This window comes from Neisseria subflava, assembly GCF_005221305.1.
Classification (GTDB): domain Bacteria; phylum Pseudomonadota; class Gammaproteobacteria; order Burkholderiales; family Neisseriaceae; genus Neisseria; species Neisseria subflava.
The window spans coordinates 1,898,503-1,923,905 of record NZ_CP039887.1 but is presented as its reverse complement, the minus strand read 5'-3'; the positions used below and the strand labels follow the sequence as shown (position 1 = coordinate 1,923,905).

The 25,403-nt window shown below is 49.8% G+C and carries 22 protein-coding genes and 1 pseudogene; 11 read left to right on the top strand and 12 right to left on the bottom strand.

Translation table 11 applies throughout. The annotated features are described in order from the left end of the window. Positions 1–66: 66 nt before the first annotated feature. From FAH66_RS09415 to FAH66_RS09405, 3 genes are all read left to right on the top strand, one after another. Positions 67–1,923, top strand: a complete 1,857-nt coding sequence (locus FAH66_RS09415; RefSeq protein WP_137041404.1) for a ribonuclease catalytic domain-containing protein — start codon at positions 67–69, stop codon at positions 1,921–1,923. 135 nt (positions 1,924–2,058) lie between these two features. Next, positions 2,059–2,286 (top strand): exodeoxyribonuclease VII small subunit, encoded by a 228-nt coding sequence (locus FAH66_RS09410; protein WP_003681131.1) that lies wholly within the window; start codon positions 2,059–2,061, stop codon positions 2,284–2,286. Then, complete coding sequence (locus FAH66_RS09405; protein WP_137041403.1) at positions 2,270–3,166, top strand: polyprenyl synthetase family protein; 897 nt, start codon at positions 2,270–2,272, stop codon at positions 3,164–3,166. The genes FAH66_RS09410 and FAH66_RS09405 overlap by 17 nt, the downstream gene beginning before the upstream one ends. A gap of 214 nt (positions 3,167–3,380) precedes the next feature. Here the strand turns inward: FAH66_RS09405 and FAH66_RS09395 are convergent. After that, positions 3,381–4,038 (bottom strand): annotated as a pseudogene (locus FAH66_RS09395) (IS5 family transposase); the annotation flags it as partial. Between the two features lie 58 nt (positions 4,039–4,096). Next, positions 4,097–4,765 (bottom strand): TetR/AcrR family transcriptional regulator, encoded by a 669-nt coding sequence (locus tag FAH66_RS09390; protein WP_137041402.1) that lies wholly within the window; start codon positions 4,763–4,765, stop codon positions 4,097–4,099. A 404-nt stretch (positions 4,766–5,169) separates the two neighbouring features. On the opposite strand from FAH66_RS09390, the gene FAH66_RS09385 reads away from it, so the two are divergent. The 3 genes from FAH66_RS09385 to FAH66_RS09375 all read left to right on the top strand — a co-directional run bounded on the left by FAH66_RS09385 (position 5,170) and on the right by FAH66_RS09375 (position 9,270). Then, entirely contained in the window at positions 5,170–7,215 is a 2,046-nt protein-coding gene (locus tag FAH66_RS09385; RefSeq protein ID WP_137041401.1) for a TonB-dependent receptor, read from the top strand. Positions 7,216–7,529: 314 nt separating this feature from the next. Beyond that, a complete protein-coding gene (locus FAH66_RS09380) occupies positions 7,530–7,928 on the top strand; it encodes an extensin (RefSeq protein ID WP_137041400.1) in 399 nt (132 codons plus the stop codon). 115 nt (positions 7,929–8,043) lie between these two features. Further along, positions 8,044–9,270, top strand: coding sequence for an MFS transporter (locus tag FAH66_RS09375; protein ID WP_137041399.1), 1,227 nt, complete (start codon positions 8,044–8,046; stop codon positions 9,268–9,270). Between the two features lie 173 nt (positions 9,271–9,443). Here the strand turns inward: FAH66_RS09375 and ftsY are convergent, their stop codons facing one another. Next, positions 9,444–10,976: a signal recognition particle-docking protein FtsY gene (ftsY, locus tag FAH66_RS09370; RefSeq protein ID WP_167480335.1), complete on the bottom strand. Its 1,533-nt coding sequence runs from the start codon at positions 10,974–10,976 to the stop codon at positions 9,444–9,446. A gap of 145 nt (positions 10,977–11,121) precedes the next feature. Here ftsY and msrAB point away from each other — a divergent pair, with 145 nt between their 5' ends. Further along, positions 11,122–12,690: a bifunctional peptide-methionine (S)-S-oxide reductase MsrA/peptide-methionine (R)-S-oxide reductase MsrB gene (gene msrAB, locus FAH66_RS09365; protein WP_137041398.1), complete on the top strand. Its 1,569-nt coding sequence runs from the start codon at positions 11,122–11,124 to the stop codon at positions 12,688–12,690. A 131-nt stretch (positions 12,691–12,821) separates the two neighbouring features. On the opposite strand, the gene purB is transcribed toward msrAB, so the two are convergent. Then, the gene (gene purB, locus FAH66_RS09360) at positions 12,822–14,192 is read right to left on the bottom strand and encodes an adenylosuccinate lyase (protein WP_070749732.1); all 1,371 of its coding nucleotides are present in this window, start codon (positions 14,190–14,192) and stop codon (positions 12,822–12,824) included. A 210-nt stretch (positions 14,193–14,402) separates the two neighbouring features. Here purB and FAH66_RS09355 point away from each other — a divergent pair, with 210 nt between their 5' ends. Continuing rightward, positions 14,403–14,843 carry a surface-adhesin E family protein gene (locus FAH66_RS09355; RefSeq protein ID WP_137041397.1) on the top strand — a complete coding sequence of 147 codons (441 nt, stop codon included), beginning with the start codon at positions 14,403–14,405 and terminating at the stop codon, positions 14,841–14,843. A 385-nt stretch (positions 14,844–15,228) separates the two neighbouring features. On the opposite strand, the gene FAH66_RS09345 is transcribed toward FAH66_RS09355, so the two are convergent. Beyond that, on the bottom strand, positions 15,229–15,798 hold the full coding sequence (locus FAH66_RS09345; RefSeq protein ID WP_036473516.1) for an L-threonylcarbamoyladenylate synthase: 570 nt from the start codon (positions 15,796–15,798) through the stop codon (positions 15,229–15,231). A gap of 71 nt (positions 15,799–15,869) precedes the next feature. Then, a complete protein-coding gene (purD, locus tag FAH66_RS09340) occupies positions 15,870–17,141 on the bottom strand; it encodes a phosphoribosylamine--glycine ligase (RefSeq protein WP_107868142.1) in 1,272 nt (423 codons plus the stop codon). A gap of 139 nt (positions 17,142–17,280) precedes the next feature. On the opposite strand from purD, the gene FAH66_RS09335 reads away from it, so the two are divergent. After that, a complete protein-coding gene (locus FAH66_RS09335) occupies positions 17,281–17,592 on the top strand; it encodes a DUF4298 domain-containing protein (protein ID WP_003686705.1) in 312 nt (103 codons plus the stop codon). A 54-nt stretch (positions 17,593–17,646) separates the two neighbouring features. Here the strand turns inward: FAH66_RS09335 and FAH66_RS09330 are convergent, their stop codons facing one another. From FAH66_RS09330 to FAH66_RS09310, 5 genes are all read right to left on the bottom strand, one after another. Then, on the bottom strand, positions 17,647–18,258 hold the full coding sequence (locus FAH66_RS09330; RefSeq protein ID WP_137041396.1) for an IMPACT family protein: 612 nt from the start codon (positions 18,256–18,258) through the stop codon (positions 17,647–17,649). A gap of 61 nt (positions 18,259–18,319) precedes the next feature. Continuing rightward, complete coding sequence (locus FAH66_RS09325; RefSeq protein WP_137041395.1) at positions 18,320–19,252, bottom strand: electron transfer flavoprotein subunit alpha/FixB family protein; 933 nt, start codon at positions 19,250–19,252, stop codon at positions 18,320–18,322. A 10-nt stretch (positions 19,253–19,262) separates the two neighbouring features. Further along, a complete protein-coding gene (locus tag FAH66_RS09320; protein WP_137041394.1) occupies positions 19,263–20,012 on the bottom strand; it encodes an electron transfer flavoprotein subunit beta/FixA family protein in 750 nt (249 codons plus the stop codon). Between the two features lie 188 nt (positions 20,013–20,200). Continuing rightward, positions 20,201–21,169, bottom strand: a complete 969-nt coding sequence (waaC, locus tag FAH66_RS09315) for a lipopolysaccharide heptosyltransferase I (RefSeq protein WP_137041393.1) — start codon at positions 21,167–21,169, stop codon at positions 20,201–20,203. 46 nt (positions 21,170–21,215) lie between these two features. Next, a complete protein-coding gene (locus FAH66_RS09310; RefSeq protein WP_137041392.1) occupies positions 21,216–21,851 on the bottom strand; it encodes a nicotinamidase in 636 nt (211 codons plus the stop codon). A gap of 170 nt (positions 21,852–22,021) precedes the next feature. Here FAH66_RS09310 and tsaA point away from each other — a divergent pair, with 170 nt between their 5' ends. Continuing rightward, positions 22,022–22,696, top strand: coding sequence for a tRNA (N6-threonylcarbamoyladenosine(37)-N6)-methyltransferase TrmO (gene tsaA, locus FAH66_RS09305; protein ID WP_137041391.1), 675 nt, complete (start codon positions 22,022–22,024; stop codon positions 22,694–22,696). A gap of 95 nt (positions 22,697–22,791) precedes the next feature. Here the strand turns inward: tsaA and gap are convergent, their stop codons facing one another. Further along, positions 22,792–23,796 (bottom strand): type I glyceraldehyde-3-phosphate dehydrogenase, encoded by a 1,005-nt coding sequence (gene gap, locus FAH66_RS09300; RefSeq protein ID WP_137041390.1) that lies wholly within the window; start codon positions 23,794–23,796, stop codon positions 22,792–22,794. A gap of 569 nt (positions 23,797–24,365) precedes the next feature. Between gap and lpxC the strand changes: the two genes are divergently transcribed. Then, the gene (gene lpxC / locus FAH66_RS09295) at positions 24,366–25,280 is read left to right on the top strand and encodes a UDP-3-O-acyl-N-acetylglucosamine deacetylase (protein ID WP_137041389.1); all 915 of its coding nucleotides are present in this window, start codon (positions 24,366–24,368) and stop codon (positions 25,278–25,280) included. Positions 25,281–25,403: the final 123 nt, after the last annotated feature.

Genomic DNA, 25,403 nt, shown 5'->3' with positions numbered 1-25,403 from the left:
GACGGCCTTTCTTGTGCAAATCTGCTAAAATCACGCGTTTCCTACAAATCATAAAATCCTAAAAAAATGAATATCTTTTACGAAGAGTCCGGCCAATTCAAAGTTGCCTCCATCGTCCAAAAAAACGACGCTACCTACCAAGTCGATACCCAACACGGCAAGCGCACCAAAGTGAAGGCAAACAATGTCTTTGCCGAGTTTGACGGCGATATGGCGGCATTTTTGGAGAACGCGCAAGCACAGGCGGCGGACATCGACACCGATTTATTGTGGGAAGTATGCGGCGAAGAAGAATTTACCGCCGAAGCCATCGCCGAAGAATATTACGGCCATGCGCCGACCAAAACCGAGCTGGCGGCAACTTTAATTGCGCTTTACGCCGCGCCGATGTATTTCTACAAAAAAGCCAAAGGCGTGTTCAAAGCCGCGCCCGAAGAAACTTTGAAACAGGCGCTTGCCGCCATCAAACGCAAAAAACAGCAAGACGCGCAAATCGACGCTTGGGCGGAAGCCTTGAAACACGGCGAGATGCCGTCTGAAATCGCGGCGGATTTGAAAACCATCTTACACGCGCCCGACAAGCAGTCACTGACTTACAAAGCCTTTACCAAAGCCGCCGACGAGCTGAAAATCTCCGCCTACGAACTGGCGAAAAAAACGGGCGGCATTACGTCCATTCCCCAATACCTACAAGACGGGTTTGAAATCAAATACTTCCCCAAAGGAACAGGCTTCCCCGACCTTCCGCTTCCTGAAATGCCCGACTTGCCCAAGGCTGACGTTACCGCCTTTTCCATTGACGACGAATCGACCACCGAAGTGGACGATGCCTTGAGCCTGACCGACTTGGGCAACGGCAAGAAGCGCGTCGGCATCCACATCGCCGCGCCGTCGCTTGCCATTAAACCAGGCGACAAAATGGAAAAAAACATCATGGAACGCTTGAGTACGGTCTATTTTCCCGGCGGCAAAATCACCATGCTGCCTGAAAACTGGATTGCCGCGTTCAGCCTTGATGCGGGTGCATACCGCCCTTCCATCAGCATTTATTTCGATGTGGACAGCGAGTTCAACGTCGGCGCGCCAACCTGCAAAATCGAAGCGGTCAACATCGCTGAAAACCTGCGCATTCAAACCATCGAGCCGCATTTCAACGCCGAAACCGGCTTGGACGAAGCGGGCGAAATGATGTTCGCCCACCATCAAGACCTGATTTGGTTCTATCAATTTGCCATCGCCCTGCAAAAAGCACGCGGCAAATACGAACCCGACCGTGCGCCGCAATACGATTACAGCATCGAATTGGATGAGGAAGGCAACGTATCCGTCGTCCGCCGCGAACGCGGTTCGCCCATCGATACGCTGGTCAGCGAAATGATGATTCTTGCCAACAGCACTTGGGCGCAAATGCTGGACGAAAACGAGCTGCCCGGCCTTTTCCGCGTCCAACCGGCAGGCAAAGTGCGCATGAGCACCAAATCCGAGCCACACATCGGCATGGGTGTGCAGCATTATGGCTGGTTTACCTCGCCGCTGCGCCGCGCCGCCGACTACATCAACCAAAAACAGCTGATCAGCCTGATAGATGATACTGCCGAGCCGCTGTATCAAAACAGCGATGCCGAGCTTTTCGCCGCGCTGCGCGACTTTGATGCCGCCTATACAGCCTACGCCGACTTCCAACGCCAAATGGAAGCCTACTGGAGCCTCGTCTATCTGCAACAGCAAGGCACGAGCGAGCTGACGGCCACCATCCTCAAAGAAGACCTCGTCCGCATTGAAGGCCTGCCGCTGGTAACGCGCGCGACCGGTATTCCGTTTGACGCGCTGCCTAAATCGCAGGCATTGTTCAAAATCACTGAATTGGATGCCGAGAAGCAGTTTATCGCGCTCAACTATCAAAAAGCCGTTTTACCGGGCTGATAACGTTATTCCGTTTGAAAAAAGGCCGTCTGAACAAAGAAACAGAAATCTTTGATTTCGTTTTCATCCCTGTTCAGACGGCCTTAATCATCTAAAAATGCTACAATTCCCCTTTTCTGCCCATCATTTCAAACCATGAAAAAAAACGCCCCCCAATCCTTTGAAGAAGCCTTATCCCGCCTCGAAACCCTGACCCAGGCCATGCAAAGCAGCGAAATGCCGCTGGAAGACGCTTTGGCCGCCTATCAGGAAGGCAACGAATTGGTCAGATACTGCCAAACCAAATTAGCGGAAGTCGAGCAGAAACTGCAAGTATTGGATGCTGGCGAACTGAAGGAGTTGAACCTTGAACCCGGCGAATGAACTCAAAACATGGCAGCAAAAAGCCCAAGCACAAACTGAATTGCTGCTGGCACATTTTTTGCCGTCTGAAAGCCAAGTGCCGCACACGCTGCACGAAGCCATGCGTTACGTTACCCTCGGCGGCGGCAAACGGCTGCGCCCGCTCTTGGTGCTTGCTGCGTCTGAATTGGGCGAAGCAAACCAAAACGCCGTCGAGCAGGCGATGGCGGCCATCGAAATGGTGCACGTCTATTCGCTGGTTCACGACGATATGCCGGCGATGGACAACGACAGCCTGCGCCGCGGCAAACCGACCTGCCATGTGCAATACGATGAAGCAACCGCCCTTTTGGTCGGCGATGCACTGCAAACCCAAGCCTTTGATGTACTGAGCCGTCCGACAGGCCTGCCTGCCGAACGTCAGCTTGCCATGTTGTCCACGCTGGCCCAAGCATCCGGCAGCCTCGGCATGGCGGGCGGACAAGCCATCGACCTTGCCAATGTCGGCAAAGCCATGAATCAGGCCGAATTGGAACAGATGCACAGCCTCAAAACCGGCGCACTCATCCGCGCGGCCGTAGCCTTAGGTGCACTTTCCTGCCCGGACTTAACACCGGCTCAAATCCAAACCTTAGACCACTACGCCGCCAAATTGGGCCTGGCTTTCCAAGTGATCGACGATGTATTGGACTGCGAAGCCGATACCGCCACCTTGGGCAAAACCGCCGGCAAAGACTCGGACAACGACAAACCGACCTACGTCAAACTGATGGGCCTGCAGACCGCGCGTACTTACGCAGAAACGCTGATTGCAGAAGCCGTTGCCCTGATCGAGCCATTCGGCGACAAAGCCCTGCGCCTGCGCCAACTGGCCGAGTTTGTTACCGCACGGAAAAACTAAACCTGAAAATAAATAAAGGCCGTCTGAAACCTGATTTTGGGTTTCAGACGGCCTTTTTAACAGCCTGAGACCTTTGCAAAAAAGCCTTTCCTCCAACAGCCGAAATCCAAACACAGGTTTTCGGCTGTTTTTGTTTCAAATATCCACTGATTCTACTCAAATACCCCCTTAATTATCCTTGTATACCTGATTAATCAGGCATCCGAGCCGCCTTTTAGGCGCTAACAGGCGCACTTAGCCTGTTAGCCGCTTTCAACAGGTTTAAACACATTGCCTTCAGATGGCTTTGCGCACTCACTTTAATCAGCCCGAAATAGGCTGCCCGCGCATAGCGGAATTTACGGTGCAGCGTACCGAAGCTCTGTTCGACCACATAACGGGTTTTCGACAAATAGCGGTTACGTTTGGTTTGTGCTTCCGTCAGCGGACGGTTGCGGTGGGCTTTGCATAATGCCGTCCAGCAACTGGTATTCTTTCAGATGTTGTCGGTTTTCCGCACTGTCATAGCCTTTGTCGGCATAGACGGTCGTACCTTTGGATAGTCCTTCCAACAAAGGCGACAGGTGTTTGCACTCATGGGTATTGGCGAGGGTGATGTGCAGTTTCTCGATATAGTCTTCCGCATCGGTGCGGGTATGTTGTTTGTAACCGAGTCTGTATAAACCGTTTTTCTTTGTCCAACGGGCATCTTTGTCCTTACTCGGTGTGGTTTGGCCGCTGACTTGTCCTTCTTCATCGACTTCTATGGCCTGACGCTGTTTGCTGCCGGCAGTCTGAATAATGGTGGCGTCAATGACGGCGGCGGATGCTTTCTCTACTTTTAGGCCTTTTTCGGTCAGTTGGTGGTTAATCAGTTCCAGCAGTTCAGACAGGATTAAAACGTCGTCTGAAAATCGACAATTCGTTTTCAGACGACGTTTTATGAGAAATTCAGCAAATCCCTTTCATCTTCCCCAAAAAATCAATCTCCTCACCCGTACCTTCCTCCCCTGCCAAACCGTGCAGCAGTAATCCTAATACGTCCTGCGGCAGTTTTTGCGGCGCAGCGGCATAAAGCGCGGCCAGTTGCGGATGGCGCATCAATATATCCGCCTGACGGATGAACAGGTCGATGAGTTCCACCGGCAAATCGGGCTGAATCAGGCGGCGTTGTTGCAGAGTGTGGAAGAAGCTGCGCATAAAGGCGTATTTTTCTTCGTTCAACTCATGGAAAAACCGCTCCAGCTCCAAATCGGTGTTTTCTTCGATGTCACGCAGGAAGGCGGCGGAATAGAGTTCTTCAAACGATTGTTTTTGTAGGACAAACACGGCTTCGGCGGCTTCGCGCAGGTTGCATTGCCGTGCAAGCAGCGCCTCAAATTCGGCACGGACGCGGTTTTTCTGTTCGGTAACGATTTCCTGCAAGAGCGCGTTTTTGCCGCTGTAATATTTGTAAAAGGTAACGCGGCTGACGGCGGCCTCGGCACAGATTCCGCCTACGGATACGGCGGAAAAGCCGTGTTCGCGGAACAGGCGGCGGGCGGTGTCGGTGATGGTTTGTTGTTTGCTGGCGGTCATGACGGTAGGAAGGTTTTGATTTTGTTCATAAAGGGTTTTCATTAAAGTTATCCGCAAGTCGGATACTCATCATATTTCCCCACGACGACAATGGCAATACGGCGGCGTTTCAGACTACCTCTTTCCTTATCCTGCCGCTCCGCCCTGCGGACAGGGGGCTGTCGGATGCTTAGCAAGCCAAATTCATAAAGGCCGCAGAATCGCCCTCCCCCAACCTTCTCCCGCCGAACGGGAGAGGGAATTGTTTTTTAGATGGTTCACTATAAAAAGGGGGGATGTAAAGTGAATGATAAATACTTGCATTCCTGTTTTTTGTTTCTTATACTTTACATTAATAGTTTGTTTTATGTAAATGTGTAAACAACAAATATTTGCATACTGCCGGATCGGTTGGATTGCCTGATGTTCAATCCGCCCCGGTGTATGCCGTCTGAAAGGATAAGGAAATGCAGAAACCCACCCTCCGCCGCCTGCCGCTGCTGCTTGCCGCCGCTTTCGCCTCCGAATGGATTTATGCCGCCGATGCGGCGCAAAACGCGGAACAAGTGCAGTTGGAAGAAGTCGTCGTCACCGGCGAACGCACCAACCGCAGCGGCTTTGAAACCGCCACGTCCAACCGCGTTTTCACCACGCCGAACATCGACCGCAGCGGCCACAATCTTTCTGCGACTGATCTGCTCAAACAGACTGTGAACACGGTGGACTTGGGCAGCGGCAACGATTTGCCGACCGTGCGCGGCGTGGACGGCTCCGGCCCCGCCACCGGCGCGGTGGCGTTTTTCGCGGGCACGCGGCCGCGCCTGAACCTCTCTATAGACGGCCGCTCCGCCACTTACAACGAATACGCCTTCGGCACGCAGTCGCTGTGGGACATGCAGCAGGTGGAAGTCTTGCGCGGGCCGCAAAGCCATGTGCGCGGGCAGAACGCGGTAGCGGGCGCGGTGGTGATGCGTTCCAAAGATCCGACCGACGAATGGGAAGGCGCGCTGCGCTTGGGTTTAGGCAACCAAAAAACACGCAACATCGCCGGCGTAGTGTCCGGCCCGATTGTGAAAAACAACCTTGCCTTCCGCTTGAGTGCGGAGCGGCAGCAACGCGAAAGCTACGAACCGTTCGTGTCCTACGAACCGACCGGCAACCCGCGACGCGTGGAAAACACCAACGTGCGCTTCAAACTCCTGCTCACGCCCGAAAACCATCCCGATTTTTACAGCCGCCTGACGCTGAACCACATCCGTTCGCGCGCACCGCAAAACGAAATCATGGGCAACACCGCCAGCCGCCGTTTTTTAAAAGAAAAGCCCGTGTTCGTAACCGGCTCGACATCAGGCATCTGGGACGTATCGTGGCAGCTTAACGACTATCTGAAACTGGAAAACAAACTGGTTTACGGCCGCTACCACAACGAGCGGCTGCACCTGCCGATGACCGTCAGCCCGCAAGGCGTGCCCGCCGAACTCAAAGGCCGCGAACTGCAATGGGAGCCGGTATTGCATTTTTCAAACAAAGGCCGTCTGAAAGGCCTTGCCGGACTGCACTACTTCCGCAGCAAACAAGACGAATGGGTGGATATCCGCAGCGTCGGCGGCCGCAACACCTTTGACGACCGCAACAGCGTGCGCGCCCTGTTTGCCGAAACCACATACAGCCCCGGCGAAAAATGGGACATCACAGCCGCCGCCCGCATTGAAAAAGAAACGCACAAACGAAGCGGCGGCAGCGGCGCACTGCACCTTGATTTAGACAAAGGCCAGACCGTGTTCCTGCCCAAAATCGACATCGCCTTCAAACCCACCGACCAATGGGTCAGCGGCATCAAAGCCGCGCGCGGCTACAACCCGGGCGGCGCGGGCATCACCTTCGGCCGCCTCGTCGTAACCTACACTTATGAACCCGAATATGTGAACAACTACGAGTGGTACACCCGCTGGCGCAGCGCAGACCGCCGCCTGCAACTCTCCGGCAACCTGTTCCTGAACCACTACCGCGACATGCAGCTTCCCTTCAATCTCGACATCAACTCCGTCGTCATCCGCAACGCCAAAAGAGTCCACACCTACGGTGCAGAACTCGCCGCCGACTGGCAGGCGACCGACAGCCTGAAACTCACCACCGGACTGGGGCTGCTCAACACCAAAATTAAAAGCTATCCCAACACTGGCATCGAAGGCAACAAACTCGGCCGCGCGCCCAAATACACCGCCAACATCGGCGTGAAATACCTGAACGACAAAGGCTGGGAAGCCGGCGGCGACGTGCGCTTCTACGGCGGCTACTACTCCGCCGCCAACAATGCCGAATCGGGCAAAATCGGCGCATACAACCAAGTCAACCTCTACACCGCCTACAACTTCAAACAAGGCCGTGTCTCGCTCTACGCCGACAACGTGTTCAACCGCCGCCGACCCATATTCATTTCCGGCGCCGACCGCCAAGACGCGCTCTACCAACGCCCCAGAAGCGTAGGCGTGAGCGCGGAATGGAAGTTTTAGGCGGGGCTGAAATAATGGAAGCCGTCTGAAACTATCGTAGGTCGGGCATCAATGCCCTACCTACGGTTACTGGAATAACGAAGGTCGTCTGAAACGGCCGTAACAACCGATTATCGTCATTCCCGCGCAGGCGGGAATCCAGAATGAAGCCTCGAAGGTACTTCTTTATCCGATAAGTTTCTATACGGATAGATTTGGATTCCTGCCTGCACGGGGGTAGCGAAGCGGACTTGCGTTAGCTAATGACGGCACAAGAAGTCTAATCATCAATATCTAACCTGCGCCTGCTCCCCAAAAACACCCAAAGGAACCCCATGATCTACTTCACCCCCGCCAAAACCCTGCCCGAAGGCACCATCTACCTGACCGACCTAACCCACGTCGCCGACTTTTCCGACTGGCTGGCAGAATTCGAAACCCTGTTAGACCAAAACCGCCGCTTCGCCACCGTCTGCACCCCGATGCGGCGGCAGGTGAGCGACGAACAGCGCATTGCCGATCGCAAAACCTACATCGAATGGATAAAGGCACACCGGCCGCAACTCGCCGACCGCTGCGCCGCCATGCTCCTCATCGAACCCGATGCGGCGCAACTGCAATTCTTCCGCGAACAATCGTCCAAACTCGCCCCCGCGCTGGGCGTGAACTATATCGTCGAAGCCGACGAGCAAACCGCCCTGCTGCGGGCGGAAGAAGCGTTAAAGGCCGTCTGAAAAGACTGCAAACACCGATAGCGGTTTTCGGCCGCAAATCGGCTGCACACGCTTGATTTTTTTATTTTCAGACGGCCTTTACCTTCACACGCTCCGCCCCAAGGAAAACCAACCCATGCCGCAAACCCCCGCTTCCCCCGCCCTGCGCGACTGGCTGCTGCTTATCGGCGGCAGCACCTACAAATTCACGCTGACCGGTTTTTATCTGGTCGCGCTGGTCACTATTTTGAAGAACCACGGTTACAGCCTGAACCAACTGAGCTGGATACATTTAATCGGCGGTATCGAAGCGGCGAAGGTGTTGTTTGCCGCGCTGATGGAGCGGCGGCCGGCGGGGCGGTTCGGGCGGTTTCGCGGCTGGCTGCTGGCGGCGACGCTGGGGCTTTCGGCGGTGTTCGGGCTGATGGCCTGCACCGACATGACACGGAATTTCCTGCTGCTTCTGGCCTGCTGCGTTTTGCTCTCGGCAATGTCGGCGGTGTACGGCTGCGCGATGCTGGGCTTGTCGTGTATCGTTCTGCCGCACCGCGAACGCGGTTTCGGCGGCGTGATTCAAACGATGGCGGCGCGCGGCGGCAAGATGATAGGCGGCGCGCTGGTGTTGTGGCTGTATCAGGAATACGGGCAGACGGCGGCGGCGGGCTTTATGCTGGCGTTCACCCTGCTGATGCTACTGCAACTCTTGTGCTACCGCGAGCCGGACAGCCCGACGGCGCAAGGCGGTTTGACGGCGTTGGCGGCGCGGCTGGTCTCCTTTTGGCGACAGCCTGAAACGGGCTGGCGGTGGCTGGTTTTGCTGTTTGCCGTTGCCGCACCGTATGCGTTTGCGGCGGCGACTTTTGTGCCCAAGCTGGCGGATTCGGGCTTCACCCCGAAGCAGACGGGCGGGATTCTGGCGGTGGGTATTCCCGTTGCCTGCCTGATTGTTACGCCGCTATCGGGCTGGTTTTCGCGCAATTATCCGCGCCGCAAACTCGTGTTCCTGCTCTACGCGCTGCAACTGCCGCTGTTGGCGTCCATGACCGCCATCGACGCGCTCGCCCGCGTCCATCCTTGGCTGCCGCCCGCGCAAATCATCACCCTGAGCCTGAGCTACACGCTGCTGCTGCCGGTAATACTGGCGTTGGTAATGGACAAATCCGACCGCGCCACCGCCGCACTCGACAGCAGCCTGCAATTCTCCGTGGTTCTGCTCGGCAGTTACGCGGCCGGTTTCGCCGCCCTGCGGCTGGCAAAGGCGGTCGGCTATGCCGATGCGTATTGGGCGGCGGTGGGTCTGGCCGTATTGGCGGGAGGGCTGCTGTATGCGTGCCGAGGCCTGTTTGATTCAGACGAGCCGTAAGACTCAAAGAAAGGCCGTCTGAAAACCTGAAATAGGGTTTTCAGACGGCCTTCCGTTATTTTCCGCTACTCTTGCGCTATGATTTTCACGCCCGCTTCTTGCAAGGCGAGATCTTTGCAAAATACGGCTCAGAAACCCCCGCAAACTGCGTTTACAAGCCTCAGCCTGTCTGTTTAATCCAATAGGGCATCTACGAACGCTTTGGCATTAAACGGACGCAAATCGTCGATGCCTTCGCCTACGCCGATGTAGCGGACAGGAACTGGGCGGTCGGAAGCAAGTGCGGCAAGGATACCGCCTTTGGCCGTACCGTCTAGCTTGGTCACGATCAGGCCGGTCAGACCCAGCGCTTCGTCAAAGGCTTTCACTTGGTTGACGGCGTTTTGCCCGATGTTGGCATCAAGCACGACGATGATTTCATGTGGCGCATCAGGCATGGCTTTTTGCAACACGCGCTTCACTTTTTTGATTTCTTCCATCAAATGAAGCTGCGTCGGCAGACGGCCGGCTGTATCGGCAAGCACGATGTCGATCCCGCGCGCTTTCGCGGCTTGGACGGCATCGAAGCAAACGGCTGCGGAATCGCCCGTAGTTTGCGAAATCACGGTCACATTGTTGCGTTCGCCCCAAGCCTGAAGCTGCTCACGCGCGGCGGCACGGAAGGTATCGCCTGCCGCCAACAACACGGATTTGCCCTGTGCTTGGAAGTATTTGGCCAATTTGCCGATAGATGTGGTTTTGCCTGCGCCGTTGATACCGGCAAGCATAATCACGAAAGGCTCCTTGGTTTCCGGCAAGACCAAAGGCTTCTCCAGAGGCTTAATCAAGTCGTACAGCGCATCTTTCAGCGCACCGCGCAATTCGTTGCCGTCTTTGAGGCCTTTGAGGCTGACACGGTCGCGCACATCTTTCATCAAGTATTCGGTGGCTTCCATGCCCATATCGCTGGTAATCAGCACGGTTTCCAGCTCTTCGTACAAATCCTCGTCGATCTGTCCGCCGCCAAACACGCCGGCCAACGATTTTGCCATTTTGTCGCGTGATTTGGTCAAGCCTTGTTTCAAACGCGCAGCCCAACTGAGCTTGTGTTCTTCTACCGGAGCAGAGGCTTCAGCCGGTGTTTCCGCAACGGCTTCTTGAACTTGCTCGACAGCTTCGCTAACTGCCTCAACAGCTGCTTCTTTGACCGCTTCGGCCTGTTCTGCTGCTTCCTCATCAGCCTCGGCTATTTCAGACGGCATCTCGGCAACGGTTTCTTGAACCTGTGCAACAGCCTCACTGACGGTTTCAACGGCCGCTTCTTTTACTGCTTCGGCCTGTTCTGCTGCTTCCTCAGCAGCCTCGGCTAATTCAGACGGCATCTCGGCAACGGTTTCTTGAACCTGTTCAACAGTCTCGCTAACGGTTTCAACAGCCGCTTCTTTTGCCGCTTCAACGTGTTCTTCTATTTTTTCGACTGTTTCAGACGGCGTTTCGGTCAAAGCTTCCCGAACCTGTTCGACGGTTTCACTGGCAGTTTCAACAGCCGATTCGACAACTGATTCAACATGCCCTTTGACGCTTTCTGCTAAAGATTCGGCATCTTCTTTAATATTTTCAACTACTTGAGCAACTTCAGATTCTACTTTTGCTGCGGTTTCCTGAACTTGAGCCTCCTCAGGAGCCGGAGTTTCCTGTTTTTTCTTGCGACGGAAGAAGCTGAACATTAAATTTTCCTTTTAATTTTAGAAACTTGAAATAGGGAGTATTGTAGCGTATTTTACGTGGCAAGGTCGTCTGAAAATCCAGGCTGTAAGGTTTTGGCATCTTCAACGTCTAATGATACAAACCATCTATACAGGAAACATAGAGATGAATCCCCGCACATTATTTTCACTTTGCACCAAGTTCGGCTGCCTGCTTGCGCTTGGCGCCTGCTCATCCAAAATGATGGATACCGAAGCCGCCACCGTACCGCAGGCATTGTCCTCGTTGAAAACCCCTGACAACCGCCCTGCCAGTGTTTTTCTGAAAAAAGACAAACCCACCCTGATTAAATTTTGGGCAAGTTGGTGTCCTTTGTGTTTGTCTGAATTGGGACAAACCGAAAAATGGGCGCAAGATACAAAATTCGGTTCTGCCAACCTGATTACCGTTGCCTCGCCCGGTTTTCTACACGAGAAAAAAGACGGCGACTTCCAGAAATGGTATGCCGGTTTGAACTATCCCAAGCTGCCCGTCGTGACCGACAACGGCGGCACCATCGCCCAAAGCCTGAATATCAGCGTTTACCCCTCGTGGGCGTTAATCGGTAAAGACGGCGACGTACAGCGCATCGTCAAAGGCAGCATCAACGAAGCGCAGGCGTTGGCGTTAATCAGCGATCCGAATGCCGATTTAGGCCGTCTGAAAAACGCGTTCTACAAACCCGACACACAGAAAAAGGATTCAAAAATCATGAACACGCGCACCATCTACCTCGCAGGCGGCTGCTTCTGGGGCTTGGAAGCTTATTTCCAACGCATAGACGGCGTGGTTGACGCCGTATCCGGTTACGCCAACGGCAAAACGAAAAATCCGAGCTACGAAGACGTGTCCTACCGCGACACGGGTCATGCCGAGACCGTCAAAGTGACTTACGATGCCGACAAACTCAGCCTTGACGACATCCTGCAATACTATTTCCGCGTCGTTGACCCGACCAGCCTCAACAAACAAGGCAACGACACCGGCACGCAATACCGCAGCGGCGTGTACTACACCGATCCCGCCGAAAAAGCCGTCATCGCCGCCGCCCTCAAACGCGAGCAGCAAAAATACCAACAGCCCCTCGTCGTCGAAAACGAGCCGCTGAAAAACTTCTACGACGCCGAGGAATACCATCAGGACTACCTGATTAAAAATCCCAACGGCTACTGCCACATCGACATCCGCAAAGCCGACGAATCGCTGCCGGGCAAAAGCAAAGCCGCCCAGCAAGGCAAAGGCTTCGACGCGGCAACGTATAAAAAACCCAGTGATGCCGAACTCAAACGCATCCTGACCGAAGAGCAATACCAAGTGACCCAAAAAAGCGCGACCGAATACGCCTTCAGCCACGAATACGACCATCTGTTCAAACCCGGCATTTATGTGGACGTCGTCAGCGGCGAACCCCTGTTCAGCTCCGCCGACAAATTCGATTCCGGCTGCGGCTGGCCGAGCTTCACTCACCCGATTAACGCCTCTGCTGTTACCGAACACGACGATTTCAGCTACAACATGCGCCGCACCGAAGTGCGCAGCCATGCCGCCGACTCACACTTGGGACACGTTTTCCCCGACGGCCCGAAAGACAAAGGCGGCCTGCGCTACTGCATCAACGGCGCAAGTTTGAAATTCATTCCTTTGGAAGAAATGGACGCGGCCGGCTACGGCGCGTTGAAAGACAAAGTGAAATAACGGTTTGAATCGAAAAAGGCCGTCTGAAAGAGATTTCAGACGGCCTTTTTAATTTGTCGGATGTAGAGGGTTGGTTTCTTATCTATCAAAAAAATCCCAATAACTAAGAAAGTGCGCCCTGCAAAAACCTTTTAAATTCGTTTTGCCAACTCTTCGGCTTTACCCACATACAACGCAGGGGTCAACTCAAGCAATTTGGCTTTGGCTTCTGCCGGAATTTCCAACGATTCGATAAAGAGTTTCAACACTTCAGGCGTAATGCCGTCTTTACCGCGTGTCAGGTCTTTCAGCTTCTCGTAAGGATTGGCCACGCCGTAACGACGCATTACGGTTTGGATCGGTTCGGCCAGCAGCTCCCAAGTAGCGTCCAAATCGGCAGCAAGGGCGGCAGGATTCGGCTCAAGCTTGTTCAGACCGCGCAGATGGGCGGCAAAGCCCAATACGGTATAGCCCACGCCTACACCCATATTGCGCAATACGGTGCTGTCGGTCAGGTCGCGCTGCCAACGGGAAATCGGCAGTTTTTCAGACAAAAAGCCCAATACGGCATTGGCCATACCGAGGTTGCCTTCGGAGTTTTCAAAGTCGATCGGATTGACTTTGTGCGGCATGGTGGAAGAGCCGACTTCGCCTGCTTTGACTTTTTGTTTGAAGTAACCCAAAGAAATATAGCCCCAAACATCGCGGTTAAAGTCGATCAGAATCGTGTTGACACGGCTGATGGCTTGGAAGAATTCCGCCATATAGTCATGCGGCTCAATTTGAATAGTGTAGGGGTTGAAGGTCAGGCCGAGGCTGATTTCAACGAAGTTGCGGCAATGGGTTTCCCAATCCACATCAGGATAAGCGACCATATGGGCGTTGTAATTGCCGACTGCGCCATTGATTTTGCCGAGGAACTCTTGCGCTTGCAGGTTTTTAAACTGACGTTGCAGGCGGTACACGACATTGGCGATTTCTTTACCCAGTGTGCTTGGTGTAGCAGGCTGGCCATGCGTGCGGCTCATCATAGGGACGGCAGCCAACTCATGCGCCATGCCGGTCAGTTTTTCGATGATTTCAGCCAGTTTCGGCAGCAAAACAACCTCACGCGCTTCTTGCAGCATTAAAGCGTGGGACAGGTTGTTGATGTCTTCGCTGGTGCAGGCAAAGTGGATGAACTCGCTGGCGGCAGCCACTTCAGGCACGCCGGAGAAGCGTTCTTTAAGCCAATATTCGATGGCTTTGACATCGTGATTGGTGGTCGCTTCAATGGCTTTGACGGCGGCGGCATCTTCAAGCGAGAAGTTTTCGATCACTTTGTCGATTTCGGCAAGCGTAAAATCGCTGAAAGCAGGAACTTCTACAATCTTGGGCTCGGCGGCAAGGGCTTTGAGCCAGTTTAATTCAACTTTGACACGCGCACGCATCAGGCCGTATTCGGAGAAAATCGGACGCAATGCTTCAACGGATTTAGCGTAGCGGCCATCTAACGGGGAAAGTGCAGCGATAGGGTTAATCATGTCGGATCTTCCTATGGGATGAAAACCAAATTGTTTGCAATTATACATGATTTTACACTTCAAGGCCGTCTGAAAGACAGGTTTCAGACGGCCTTTTAGGCGTATTTTTCATAAAATTCTTTTCAGAGGTTCAACTTTGCAAAATCGATTTACGATATATGCCATCTTCACGGATAATATCGGCTGACTTTCTGTAAATAATGAGGTTTTATGAATATCAAACGTTTTTCCCTAGCTGCAACCGTATTTGCGGCTTTGATGTTGAGTGCCTGTGAAACAACTACCACTTCGAGCAGCGGCGGCAGCTGGACCAATATCGGCACCATCTCTGAAGGCAATATCAAAGTGGCCATTGATAGGAGCAGCATTAAAAGAAATGGCGCACTGGTTACTTTCCGCGATAAAAAAACCGTTTCCAAACTGAAAGAGGAACGTTTCGTCAATACGCCGGCCTATAAAACAGCCATCGGCAACTGGGAAATTCATTGCTCAAACAAAACCTATCGTCTGGCAGCGCTGCAACTGATGGACGAACACGGCCGGGTAATTTCCAACCAAAGCTATACGCCGACCAGCATCCGCCCAATGAGCGTCATGAGCGGCACGATTACTGAAAAACAATACGAAACTGTGTGTGGACATAAGCTTTAATCCACACTTATTCACAAAGTTATCCACAGTTTAAATATTTAAAAGGCCGTCTGAATGCTTTAAATATCAAGTTTCAGACGGCCTTTTTATGTTTTGATGGAAATTTATCTTCAAATTTATCCACAAATTTTGTTTATTCAAAAATAATTTATTACAGCGATTCATCTACGCTCAAAATTTGCTTCATTCTTTGTAAGAGCATTTCACAAAATACTGCTTTCTACTCTATTTACTGACTTACTATCTGCTCAATCGATCTGTATTTACAGACTGCTATGCATCAAACTGGATCTGCACTCAATGCTTTTCACACAGGTATTCCAATCTTTTGGAAAAAATTTGCTTCTCAAAATAAATACCTTTCCTTTGACGATACAGCCCTTCTTTAACGCAGCCTTGCTCCTGTTTCTCCGTCAATAATCTGGCTAGGCGTTTTCTGCTTACCTATCAATCCGCCTACAACCCAGACTTTCCTGCCAAACTGTCTTCTGACTTCCCTTTCCGTTTTACATGCCCGTTTGCCTGCACGATTGCATGAAGTAGAGACTAAAGGTGTTTCCAAAACCTGACACAAACGTCTTGCACCTGCGTGCGCAGGAACCCTGACAGCCAATTTACTGCGTCCTTTTCCCCGCAATGAAGGCAATACTTTTTTGCTGGCCGGCAATAAGAAAGTTTTCGGAGCCGGCCATGCTTCATGAAGCATGGTTTGGATATTTTCAGACGGCCTTTGCAGCAAAGGTTGCAACTGTTCCAAGCTATGGCCAATGACAATCATGCCTTTGTGTTGCGGTCGTTTTTTCAGATGAATCAGTTGATTGAGCGCTTTGGACAAAGTAGGGACACAGCCCAAGCCATAACAAGACTCGGTAGGATAGGCAATCAAACCGCCTTTTTTAAGATGCGCCTGCAGCCTGCGTTGGGCTGCAGCCGATAAAATTCTGGGGAACATCATCATATACCAAGGCCGTCTGAAACTACGATTGTCGGACAATCTGTGTTCAGACGGCCTGTTTCTATTCATTATTAACGGTTGATGGCTTTATCGGCAATGTCTTTACGGTATTGCATACCGTCAAAACGGATTGTTTCCAATGCCTCATAAGCCTTGCTTTTAGCTTGGGCAACATCATCGCCCAAACCGACTACACACAACACACGGCCGCCGTTGGTTACCACTTCGCCTTTTTCATTCGTTGCAGTACCGGCATGGAAAACTTTACCGATTTGATTGGCCTTATCCAAGCCAAAGATCACATCGCCTTTTTTCGGAGAATCAGGATAGTTTTGTGCGGCCAACACTACGCCTACCGCAGTCTGCGGATTCCATTCGGCAGTAACACTATCCAGTTTGCCGTCGATTGCCGCCTCAACCAAATCCACCAAATCGCTATCCAAACGGCTCATAATCGGCTGGGTTTCAGGGTCGCCGAAACGGCAGTTAAATTCGATGGTATAAGGCGCACCAGTTTTATCAATCATCAAGCCCGCGTATAAAAAACCGGTAAATTCATGACCTTCTGCTTTCATACCGGCCACAGTCGGCAAAATAATTTCATTCATAGCGCGCTCGTAAACATCAGGCGTTACCACTGGAGCAGGGCTGTATGCACCCATACCGCCGGTATTAGGGCCTTTGTCGTCATCCAACAGGCGTTTATGGTCTTGACTGGTTGCCATCGGCAAAACATGATTGCCGTCCACCATAACGATAAAGCTCGCTTCCTCGCCTTGCAGGAAATCTTCAATTACGACTCGCGCGCCTGCATTACCCATTTTGTTGCCCAACAACATATCGTCGATAGCAGCATGAGCTTCATCCAAAGTCATGGCGACAATCACGCCCTTACCGGCAGCCAAACCATCCGCTTTAATTACAATCGGCGCACCTTTTTGGTTGACGTAATCATGTGCTGCATCGGCATTTTCAAAGGTTTGGTATTGCGCAGTCGGAATCTTATATTTTGCCATAAATGCTTTAGCAAAATCTTTTGAACTCTCCAGTTGGGCCGCGTATTGAGTCGGGCCAAAAATCTTCAATCCGGCAGCACGGAAATCATTCACCACACCGGCAGCCAAAGGAGCTTCAGGACCGACTACGGTAAAGGCAATATTTTCATTACGGCAAAAATCAATCAAATCTTGATGCGCCGTCAACGCTATATTCTGCAGTTTAGGCTCAATTGCCGTTCCGGCATTACCAGGTGCAACAAAGACAGTTTCAACTTTAGACGACTGCGCCAATTTCCAAGCCAGTGCGTGTTCACGTCCACCATTACCAATAACGAGCAATTTCATACCATCTCCTTGAAGAATAGATGTTGTAAATAAAATTCAATTTATGGAATATTGTTCCATCTTGTATAGATGTTTCAAATTAAGAATAATATTGCACCAAGACAACCATACTCTAATTTCAAACAACTAAAGGAAAATCATGCAAAAACGTATTGACGAAATTCAAAGCAAATACCGCGAATGGTGCGAATTACTGCCGCAACTGGAAGCAGATATTGCCCGCTGGAAACATGCCGCAAGCCTCATGCAAGACATGGATGACTTCTATACCAACGAATACCAAGCATGCCATCAAGCCATTGAAGAAGTGGCAGATGTTGATTTGCGCACACAGGGCGAATACAGCATTATGAGCGAAGATGCCCTATGGAACGCACTGGGGGAATTTCATCAACTGGCTTGGGAACATCTGCGCTCAAGCGTAAATGCTTTAGACAGATACCAAGGCTAAAACATCAAAGGCCGTCTGAAACTTTTGATTTCTCAAATATGTTCAGACGACCTTTTATTCAAACGGCTTATCAGTATCTACTTCAATTTGGCGCGTATTTTTCCAAGCAGCAATACAAGCTTCATAATCAGCCAATGCTATTTTCACTGTCAACTTACAATCCAGCTGCAAATCCTGTTCCACAATATCGGCCTGATATTGTTTGGCAATCCGTATAGCCTCATTCAAAACAGGATATTCACATTTCAACCAAACTGTCTTTTCGACATTCTTTTCAACAACTTCTGCTATCGCCAATGCCTGAGCTGTCGATTCCTTATAAGCATGAATCAGACCGGGAACACCTAATAGCGTACCGCCAAAATAGCGTACAACCACAACCAACACATCCGTTACGCCGACAGAATCAATCTGTCCCAGAATAGGGCGGCCTGCACTTCCGGACGGTTCTCCATCATCGTTTGCGCGAAACTGCATTCCATCCACACCCAATCGATAGGCATAGCACCAATGTCGTGCCTTGTGATGTTCTTCCTTTAATGGGTCGAGATACTTCTTCACATCGGCCAAAGTGCGAATCGGATAGGCGTACGCGATGAAGCGGCTGCCTTTATCTTTAAATTCAGCCTGTGTCGGTGTGGTAATGGTTTTATAGGTCGTAATCATGCCAAAATATTTTCAGACGGCCTTTGTTATAAAAGGCCGTCTGAACGTTTCACGTGAAACATTAGTTTTTCAGTGCTTCAGTCAGTTGAGGCACAACTTCAAACAAATCACCAACCAAGCCGTAATCTGCCACATTGAAAATCGGAGCGTCAGCATCTTTGTTGATGGCAACAATTACTTTACTGTCCTGCATACCGGCAACGTGTTGGATGGCTCCGGAAATACCGATAGCAAAGTACAGTTGTGGCGCAACCACTTTACCGGTTTGACCGACTTGGGCATCGTTTGGTGCATACTCGGCATCCACTGCCGCACGGGAAGCACCAATCGCGGCACCCAAAACATCCGCCAATGGAGTCAACACTTCATTGAATTTTTCAGCACTGCCCAATGCACGGCCACCAGAAACAATCACTTTTGCCTGAGTCAATTCAGGGCGGTCAGACTGGGAAAGTTGACGGTTTACGAAACGGCTCAGTCTTTGAGCAGGTGTTGCCTCAACATTGACCACTTCTGCATTACCGCCTTGTCCGGCAGCATCAAATGCGGTTGCACGGAAAGTCAGCACCAGTTTTTCAGAATTGGATTGAACGGTTTCAAAAGCATTACCGGCATAAATCGGACGGACAAATGTCGAGTTATCCACAACTTCGGTTAAATCCGAAACTTGTGGCACATCCAATAGGGCAGCTACTCGGGGCAGAAGATTTTTACCAAACGCAGTTGCAGTCGCAGCCACATAGCGGTAATCCGCAGCCAATTTAACAACCAAAGGCGCCAATTCTTCTGCCAAACCTTCAGCGTAATAGGGTGCATCGACTACCAAAACTTTCGCTACGCCTGCAACCTGTTTCGCCTCTTCAACCACCGCAGCAACATTGCTGCCGGCAACCAATAAATCTACATTACCCAATTTAGCGGCAGCCGTGACCGCATGCAAAGTGGCAGGATTCAAATGTTGGTTATTATGTTCCGCAATAATCAATACGCTCATTTCATACTCCTTAGATCACTTTGGCTTCGTTTTTCAACTTTTCAACCAACCCGGCAACATCAGCCACTTTCACACCGGCTTGACGTGCTTTAGGTTCGGCAAATTTCACGGTATTCAAACGCGGAGAAATATCCACAGCCAAATCGGCAGGGCTTAATTTTTCCAAAGGCTTTTTCTTTGCCGCCATGATATTAGGAAGTTTGACAAAGCGTGGTTCGTTCAAACGCAAATCTGCACTGATGACCGCAGGCAGTTTCAATGCAACAGTCTCTTCGCCGCCGTCAATTTCACGAGTTACCAGTGCTTCTTCGCCTTCAATTTGCACTTTTGATGCAAAAGTACCTTGAGCCGCATTCAACAACGCCGCCAGCATTTGGGCAACTTGGTTGGCGTCATCGTCAATTGCCTGTTTACCCAGCAGTAAAATTTGCGGATTTTCTTTATCCGCAACAGCTTTCAGCAATTTCGCAACGACCAAAGGCTCCAACTTCGCATCAGTCTCAACATGAACCGCACGGTCGGCACCCATCGCCAAAGCAGTACGCAACGTCTCTTCACATTTTTTCTCGCCAAGAGAAACAGCAACAATCTCGCTTACTTTTCCAGCTTCTTTTAAACGGACAGCTTCTTCTACCGCAATTTCATCAAACGGGTTCATCGACATTTTGACATTACCGATATCCACATCGGAACCATCGGCTTTCACACGAACTTTGACGTTGTAGTCCACTACGCGCTTTACTGCGACCAGTGCTTTCATTCAATTCTCCTAAAAAGAATGTCCATTAAATCAAGCATACTGCTTTTGATAATACATTCTTTATATAAAATCCAATTCGGTTTTCACCAACATGATAAAACCAAATTTATATAAATCTTGGCAAATAGAGCGGAATTATATCATTTCTAAAGCATTTACTCAGAAAATAAATCCGACTCCCCCAGCAATTATTTACCATATGCTGCAACACAATCCATCAAGGTTTGATAAACCTCGTCAACATTTGGGATTTGAGCAATACCGCCTAAATTTTTTGCATAAGCCGAAACTTGAACGCCGGTCTTGGCCGGATCTGTATCTGTATAAATTCCTACAACAGGCTTTTCCAACGCATTGGCAAGATGCAACAGTCCAGTATCTACGCCAATAATACCCTCTGCGTTTTTCAATAAAAATGCAGCCTGTAATAAATTCATTTTGTCGCAAACCGAAGCAAACGGTAAATCGCTTGAAATCTGTTCGGCACGCATTTTTTCGGTTTCATTTCCCCACGGCAGATACACATTGCATTGTTGTTCTTCATTCAACTTTCTCAATAATGCACGCCAGTGTTCTACCGGCCATAATTTACTGTCGCGACTGGTCGCATGCAAAGCAACGTAATAAGGGAATTGCAAATTTTTCAGACGGCCTGATTCAGGAACCGACAAACCAAATACCTGCGTCTCAGGCATTGTATAACCAAATACTTGAGCGAATAATTCACGGTTTCGCCAGACCGCATTTTTGCCTTTCGGTACGGCAAATGTTTTACTGTACGCAAGGGCAGCCAAACTTTCACGCGCGCTGTGTTTATCCAAGCCGTAAATAGAGGATTTTGCCATTTTGGCAAAGCATGCACTTTTAATCAGTCCTTGGCTATCTAAAACAAAATCAAAAGATTCAGCCTGTAAATCCGTTTTCAGACGGCCTATTTCACGCCACGTTTCAGCCTGAAAAAGGTGTTTGCGCCATTGCCGCCATTTCATTACATGAACTTTTTTGACAAAAGGATGCAAGCGGGCAATATCTGCAAACCCTGCCTCACACAACCAATGGAGCTCCACCTCAGGACATTGTCGCGCCAAATCTTCAACTGCGGGCAACGTATGAATTAAATCGCCCATACTGGACAAGCGGACAAGTAAAATCTTCATATTTTGAAAAATGTTTCACGTGAAACAACAAAATTTTAAATATAATTTATTGATTATTAATATATTTTTTTATTTCTTCGGCGTTTTCTAAAATAACTGCCCCGGCAGAATGCATTTCCTGCCATGCAGATTCAACCGTTTCCGGAGCAATGCCGCGACAAGCCGCCTGATTGACGATGACTTTCCAAGCCCCGCCTTTAAGCAACTGTAAAACCGTTGTTTTCACACAATAATCCGTTGCCAAACCGCCAACAATGACTGTATCTGCATTTTGACAGCGCAACCATTCGATCAAGCCTGTACTGAGCTTTTCTTCAATATCGTGAAAACATGCGCCGTAAGGATGTAACTCAGGATCGACGCCTTTCCAAACACAATAATCGTATTCTTTGGCTGAAGGCAGGCCATCTAACAACTCATAGCCATATGTTCCAATCATCGCATGCGACACCCAAGTCAAATCCGCATCGAGCAAACCCGTCGGTTTCAACATATCAACAGGATTATCCACAAGCCATTTTGCCGCGGCATGATGCGCATCTTTCGTCATAACGCGTAAATCCGCCAATGCAGCTTGGGCATTGAGTTCATCCGCAATCAGATGACCTTCGGCAACAGGCAATTCTTTCGGGCACAAAGGCGTAAACGTTTTTTGTGCATCTACATCGATAGAAACAATCATGTATTAATTTAACCTATTGATTTTATTTTATATTATTTAAATTGAGCATTTATTACCAATGTACGGACATTTGGAATAAATGCTTTGCATTATAACAAATTACTACCGCAAAATGTGGGAAAACATCTGTGATATGATGAGAGTTTGCACAGAATATTTATCCACAAATTATGTCCTATTCGATTACGCCTATTGCAACCGTTCATTCCCCCTACAAACAAAAATTCGGCATTGCCCGCCAACCCGGTTTGGTTCCTGCAGCAGAAATTTGCATTGAACTCACTCCTGAATTTACCGCAGACAGCGTTCGGGGCTTGGAACACTTCGATTATGTGTGGATAAATTTTATTTTTCACGGCGTATTGAATGAAGGTTGGGCGCAAATGGTGCGTCCGCCACGGCTCGGAGGCAAACAAAAAATGGGCGTATTTGCCACGCGCAGCCCGCACCGCCCCAATCATCTCGGACTATCACTCTTAAAACTCGAACGCATCGAAACAGGCAAACCTGTCCGCATCTATTGCAGCGGTGCAGACCTATTGGACGGTACTCCTGTAGTGGATATCAAACCCTACATCCCGTTTGTCGAGGCCAAACCTGACGCATCATCAGGCTTTGTCAGCGGCAAACCTGAAGAATTGAACGTTGTCTGGGCAGAAAGTACGCTTGCGGAACATTTATCCACAGAAGAAAAACATCTCATTGAGCAAAGCATCGCCCAAGATCCTCGCCCTGCCTATCAAGATATTCCCGAACGGATTTATGTGATGAATATTGCGGATTATGAAGTGCAGTTTAGGATAGAAAACAAATGTGCCACAGTGATTAAACTATCCACAATCTGATTGCAAATTAAATCTCTCTACACACAAAAGGCCGTCTGAAATGTTCAGACGGCCTTTTAATTATCCACAGACTGATTGATTCAGCCCGTTATTTTTTAGATTTTGCTGGCAAAGAATTCCAAGGTACGAACCAATTGGCAAGTGTAAGACATTTCATTGTCGTACCAAGCAACAGTTTTCACCAATTGTTTGTCGCCAACTGTCATCACGCGGGTTTGAGTCGCATCGAAGAGTGAGCCGTATTCGATACCGATAACGTCGGAAGAAACGATTTGATCTTCAGTGTAGCCTAAAGTATCGTTGGCGGCAGCTTTCATAGCTGCATTGATTTCTTCTTTGGTAACAGGGCGTTCGAGAATAGAAACCAGTTCGGTCAAAGAGCCGGTGGCTACGGGAACACGTTGGGCAGAGCCATCAAGTTTGTCGTTCAACTCAGGGATAACCAAGCCGATGGCTTTAGCGGCACCGGTACTGTTCGGTACGATATTCAAGGCAGCGGCACGGGCGCGACGGAAGTCGCCTTTACGGTGTGGCGCGTCAAGGGTGTTTTGGTCGCCGGTATAAGCGTGAATGGTGGTCATCAGGCCTTCAACAATGCCGAACTCTTTTTGCAATACCGCAGCCATAGGGGCCAGACAGTTAGTCGTACAAGAAGCGGCTGAAATAACGGTTTCGCTGCCGTCCAAAATATCTTGGTTTACGCCATATACAACTGTTTTCACATCATTGCCGCCAGGGGCAGAAATCACAACTTTGCGCGCACCGGCACGGATATGGGCCTCAGCTTTAGTTTTATTGGTAAAGAAACCGGTACATTCGAGGACAACGTCCACACCCAGCTCGCCCCAAGGCAATTCTTCAGGATTAGGATTGGCAAATACTTTGATTTCTTTGCCGTTAACAACAATCGCATCATCTTTCAATTCGGCAGAGCCTTCAAAGCGGCCTTGAGTACTGTCGTATTTAAAGAGGTGTAGCAGCATATCGGCAGGAGTCAAGTCGTTAACAGCAACGACTTCGATACCTTGGGCTTTTTCAATTTGACGCAATGCCAGACGACCGATGCGGCCAAAACCATTAATCGCTACTTTAATACTCATTTTGCTACTCCTGTCAGTAGGGAAAGGGATAAATTTCAATAAGGGCTATTGTATCCTGAAATAAAACTACTACCTAGAATTACACGACGCTACTTTTAAAATGTTTGATTTAAATAAAAAAACCGTGAAATAGGTCGTCTGAAAATACAGATTGGTACGGTTTGCTCCCATATTTGGGGATAAATTCCGGCCTGTTTTCAAAATTAATATGTAATTATTTAAAAAAATGGTGATTATGATGAGTACGTCCCTATTTTGTGAATAACCTGATTACTGATTGTATAATCAAATTGTTGTATTCATTTAAAGGCTGCGTTCAAGTTTTGTTTTGTGTGAGAACAAAGTCGGATAATCTGTAATCGTTTGAATATTTCTGTGGATAAAATCAGATTTTTCCACTCGGATTACACGGCATATTGTGGATAATCTTACCGGTACAAAAGGTCGTCTGAAAAATCTATGGTTCTGAAACGCCTACATTAGCAAATACTATTAAAAATAATGGATTATTTTTTCCTTTTTATCGTATTATCCAAACATCAAACCAATGATTACTAAGGAGACGGTTTATGCTGCAACGAACTTTGGCAAAATCCATCAGCGTAACCGGCGTCGGATTGCATTCGGGCGAACGGGTCGCGCTGACCCTGCACCCCGCGCCTGAAAACAGTGGGATTTCCTTCCGCCGTACCGATTTGGACGGCGAAATGGGCGAAACCATCAAACTTACGCCTTACCTCATCAACGATACGCGCCTGTCGTCCACTATCGTTACCGATAAAGGTGTGCGCATCGGCACAATTGAACACATTATGTCGGCTCTGTCTGCCTATGGCATCGACAATGCCTTGATTGAATTGAACGCGCCTGAAATTCCGATTATGGACGGCTCCAGCCTGCCGTTTATTTACCTTTTACAAGATGCAGGCGTGGTAGATCAAAAAGCCCAAAAACGTTTTTTGAGAATCCTCAAACCCGTTGAAATCAAAGAAACCGGAAAATGGGTGCGCTTTACGCCTTATGACGGCTTTAAAGTTAATTTAACCATCGAATTTGACCATCCCGTATTCAACCGCAGCGCACCTACTTTCGAGATTGATTTTGCAGGAAAATCCTATATCGATGAGATTGCCCGCGCCCGTACCTTCGGCTTTATGCACGAAGTGGAAATGATGCGCGCCCACAATCTCGGACTGGGCGGCAATTTGAACAATGCCATCGTGATTGACGACATGGATGTTTTGAATCCGGAAGGTTTGCGCTATCCCGATGAATTTGTCCGCCACAAAATTCTTGATGCAATTGGCGATTTGTACATTGTCGGCCATCCGATTATCGGCGCATTTGAAGGTTACAAATCAGGTCATGCCATCAATAATGCGCTGTTGCGTGCCGTTTTGGCAGATGAAACCGCTTACGAATGGGTTGAGTTTGCCGATGACGAAGACTTGCCCACCGCTTTTCACGAGCTGCCGGCAGCCTGATAGAAAATAGATAACGCAGTCCAATGAAAAAGGCCGTCTGAACCTTTCAGACGGCCTAAATTATGTCGTTTTCCACAAATAATTATCCACATATTCATCTATTTTATCTTATTGAAAAATAAA